This window comes from Humidesulfovibrio sp. (genome assembly GCF_031082295.1).
In the GTDB taxonomy this organism is placed as follows: Bacteria; Desulfobacterota; Desulfovibrionia; order Desulfovibrionales; family Desulfovibrionaceae; genus Humidesulfovibrio.
On record NZ_JAVHLD010000071.1, the window covers coordinates 1 to 2,852 of the forward strand.

The 2,852-nt window shown below is 65.9% G+C and carries 4 protein-coding genes; all 4 read right to left on the minus strand.

The annotated features are described in order from the left end of the window. Positions 1-39: 39 nt before the first annotated feature. The 4 genes from queC to RDU24_RS15900 are packed head-to-tail and all read right to left on the minus strand — an operon-like array spanning position 40 to position 2,672. Complete coding sequence (gene queC, locus RDU24_RS15885; protein WP_308736760.1) at positions 40-765, minus strand: 7-cyano-7-deazaguanine synthase QueC; 726 nt, start codon at positions 763-765, stop codon at positions 40-42. Positions 766-783: 18 nt separating this feature from the next. Further along, complete coding sequence (locus RDU24_RS15890) at positions 784-1,422, minus strand: radical SAM protein (protein WP_308736761.1); 639 nt, start codon at positions 1,420-1,422, stop codon at positions 784-786. Then, positions 1,419-1,814 carry a 6-carboxytetrahydropterin synthase QueD gene (queD, locus tag RDU24_RS15895; RefSeq protein ID WP_308736762.1) on the minus strand — a complete coding sequence of 132 codons (396 nt, stop codon included), beginning with the start codon at positions 1,812-1,814 and terminating at the stop codon, positions 1,419-1,421. The genes RDU24_RS15890 and queD overlap by 4 nt, the downstream gene beginning before the upstream one ends. A gap of 51 nt (positions 1,815-1,865) precedes the next feature. Next, positions 1,866-2,672, minus strand: a complete 807-nt coding sequence (locus RDU24_RS15900) for a DODA-type extradiol aromatic ring-opening family dioxygenase (protein WP_308736763.1) — start codon at positions 2,670-2,672, stop codon at positions 1,866-1,868. Positions 2,673-2,852 lie beyond the last annotated feature (180 nt).

Genomic DNA, 2,852 nt, shown 5'->3' on the forward strand with positions numbered 1-2,852 from the left:
GAAACAGCCCTTTCGGCGTACTGGGGCGTCCAGAGGGCCTCAGGCCCTCTGGACGCCGGAGGTCGCCTTTCTGTACTGCTCCCAGCCCGCCGCGCGCAGCTCGCAGGCCGGACAGGCGCCGCAGCCGTGTCCCCAGGGGTGCCGCTGGCCGCGCTCTCCCTGATAGCAGGTGTGGGTGTGCTCCAGGATGAGCTCCACCAGTGCCTCGCCGCCGAGGCTGTGGGCCAGGCTCCATGTCTCGGCCTTGGTCAGCCACATGAGCGGGGTCTCGATGGCCATGCGCGCCTGCATGCCGAGGTTGATGGCCACCTGCAGGGCCTTCATGGTGTCGTCGCGGCAGTCCGGGTAGCCGGAGAAGTCGGTTTCGCACACGCCGGTGACGAGGTGCTTGATGCCACGGCGGTAGGCCTGCGCGGCGGCCAGGGTCATGAAGATGAGGTTGCGGCCCGGCACGAAGGTGCTTGGCAGGCCTGAGGCGGTCATGGAAATCTTTACGTCGTGGGTGAGCGCGGTCTCGCCCAGCTGCTGGAACACGTCGAGGCTCAGCAGCGAGTCCGGGCCGAGACGTTTGGCCCAGTCGGCAGAGTAGGCGCGCAGGCGAGCCAGGACTTCGGTGCGGCAGGCGAGCTCAACTGCGTGGCGCTGGCCGTAGTCGAAGCCGATGGTTTCCACCCGCTGGAAGCGGGAGAGGGCCCAGGCCAGGCAGGTGGTGGAGTCCTGCCCGCCGGAAAAGACCACGAGGGCGCTGTCGGAGGTGTGTTCCATGATCCCCTGTCCTTGAAATCAGACACCGCGCCTGTCTGGTGGCCAGATGAATTTGTGTTGTTGCAGGTTCAGGCGCACGTTCAGCCCCTCGGCCAGAATCCAGGCGGCCAGTTCGGAGGCCTCCAGCGCACCGAACAGGGGCGAGACGTTGACCGTGTTGCGCGTGGTGTCGATGCGCGGCAGCAGGGAGCGCATGTGCTCCCAGTCCTCGAGGTGGGCCACCACGAATTTGACCTCGTCGCGCCGGCGCAGACGGGAGAGGTTCTCCAGGTCCATGCGCCCGTCCTCACCGCTGGACGGTCCCTTCATGTCAACGATGGCGATGGCCTCGGGCGGTAGCGCGCTGATGTCCAGGCTGCCGTTGGTCTCCACGAGCACGGTCAGGCCAAGGGCGGCCAGTTGCGCGGCCAGTTCCGGGGTTTCGTCCTGCAGCAGCGGTTCGCCGCCGGTGATCTCCACCATGCGGCAGCCGGTGGCCCGCACTTCCTCGACGATTTCTGGCAGGCTGCGGGGCGTGCCGCCTGTCTGCGCGTATGTCGTGTCGCACCAGCGGCAGCGGAGGTTGCAGCCGCCAAGGCGCACAAAGGCGCAGGGCCAGCCCGCGAAGCTCGACTCGCCCTGGATGCTCAGGAAAGATTCGCAGACCAGCAGGCTCAAGGCGCTTCCCAGTAGGTGACGCCCGCGCCCGGAGTCTCGGCCACGTGCACCTTGGAGATGCGCGCGGCGGCGGTGTCGGGCTTCGACGCCAGCAGTCGCGAGAGCTCCTCGAACAGGTGCCGGGCGATGTTCTCCGCCGTTGGGTTTTGCGCGGCAAAGGGGGCCAGGTCGTTCAAGAAGGCGTGGTCCAGGCTGCCGAGGGCCTCCTTGACCAGCGTCTTGATGGCGCGGAAGTCCAGACCCATGCCCAGGTCGTCGAGCTCGGTGCAGAGCACATAGACCGTGACGCCCCAGTTGTGGCCGTGTGTGTGCCTGCAGTTGCCGGGGTAGCCGTCGAGCCGATGCGCGGCGCAGAATTCTGCGCTGACCGAGAGTTCGTAGTTGCGTGTCATGCGCCGGATGTAAGGCTTCGGCGCGAGGTCGTCAACAGCCTGGCCAAGGCTCTATCCCCACGCGTAGGCGGCCATGGACAACACGCCATAGGTGTAGCCGTCGTGCAGGAGCCTGCCTGCGCAGTTGTTCGTGCCGTTGCCCGTGCCGGCTCCAAGTGCCACCAGCAGCGGCAGGAAATGGTCCGGCGAGGGGTGGTTGCGATGGCCGTTGGGGCCTTGCCGCAGATAGTCCAGCAGGGCGTCCGAGTCGCCCGCGCCGCCTGAGACGATGCGCGCGGTGAGCCAGTCCGCAAAGGCCTTGGCGTACGGCACGGGAGGCTCAAGCATGTCGTGGTTGAAGACATCGCGCAGGTTGTGGGTGGCGTTGCCGCTGGCGATGATGAGCACCCCCTCCTCCCGCAGGGGAGCCAGGGCTCGACCCATTTGCAGATGATGATCCGGCGGCAGGTGCGACTGAATGGACAGTTGCAGCACCGGGATATCCGCCAGGGGGTACATGAGGCTCAACGGCACCCAGGCGCCGTGGTCAAGGCCGCGTTGATCATCCAGGGTGACGGGGATGTCCGCGGCGTCGAGCAGATTCGCGGCTTGTTCGGCCAGGGCCGGATAGCCTGAGGCGGGGTAGTGCAGGTCGTAGAGCTTCTCCGGGAAGCCGTAGAAGTCGTGCATGGTGTGCGGACGCAAGGTCGACCCCACGCGAGGGGCAGTGGTGTCCCAGTGGGCGGAGACGCAGAGGATGGCCTTGGGGCGTGGGATGGTGCGGGCCAGGCTGCGCAAAAAGTCGCGGGTGGGCACCGGGTCGAAGACCAGCGTGGGCGCGCCGTGGGACACGAAGATGGAGGGTACTGTTGACATCATGGCAATCCCTCCCCCCCTGCTACGATTTGTAGGCAAGTATAATGATAGTATCTCCATATGATTTGGCAAGACTTTGCGAGCGTTCAACCGCGGATGTCGCAAGCAGAAGTATTACGGGGGGGCTTGGCGGGATGATGCTGCAATGGTTCGAGATGTTAACAAAAAAGGCCCCGGAGCAGT